General features: G+C 75.7%; 1 pseudogene. It reads left to right on the forward strand.

What is annotated here, in order from left to right:
• A pseudogene (locus FZO89_RS18405) lies at window positions 1–575 on the forward strand (hypothetical protein); the annotation flags it as partial.

Here is a 575-nt window from a genome sequence, read left to right on the forward strand (position 1 = left end):
CGCTACTTCGCGGCGAGCGGCGGTGCGGACAGCGACAACGGCGCGTATGTCGAGGGCGAGTACGCGACAGCCTCGGGCGAGTCGGCCACGGCGGTGGGCGAGGGCGCCTCGGCCTACGGCAGTGGCGCGTTCGCACTGGCCGATGCGAGCACGGCGATCGGGTTCAACGCGGTGGCCGACCAGGCCAGCGCGCTGGCGGTGGGCGCTTCGTCGACGGCGCTGGGCGAGTACGCGATGGCGGTGGGCAGCGAGAGCCTGGCCGAAGGGTTCGCGGCGAGCGCGAGCGGCGCGGCGGCGATGGCCACCGGCGAAGGCGCCACGGCGACCGGAGCGCTGTCGACGGCGAGCGGGGTGGAAGCGACCGCGGTGGGCGCGTTCGCCGAAGCCACGGGCGAGCTGGCCACGGCGGCCGGTGCCGAGAGCGTGGCCTCGGGCAGCGAGTCCTCGGCGTTCGGCGCCCTGGCGACGGCTTCGGACGACTACGCCACGGCGGTGGGCGGACGCGCGCAGGCGTCCGGGTTCAACAGCACCTCGGTGGGCAGCTGGAGCACGGCGTCGGGGTTCAACGCCACGGC

The sequence above is a fragment of the Luteimonas viscosa genome, from assembly GCF_008244685.1.
In the GTDB taxonomy this organism is placed as follows: Bacteria; Pseudomonadota; Gammaproteobacteria; order Xanthomonadales; family Xanthomonadaceae; genus Luteimonas; species Luteimonas viscosa.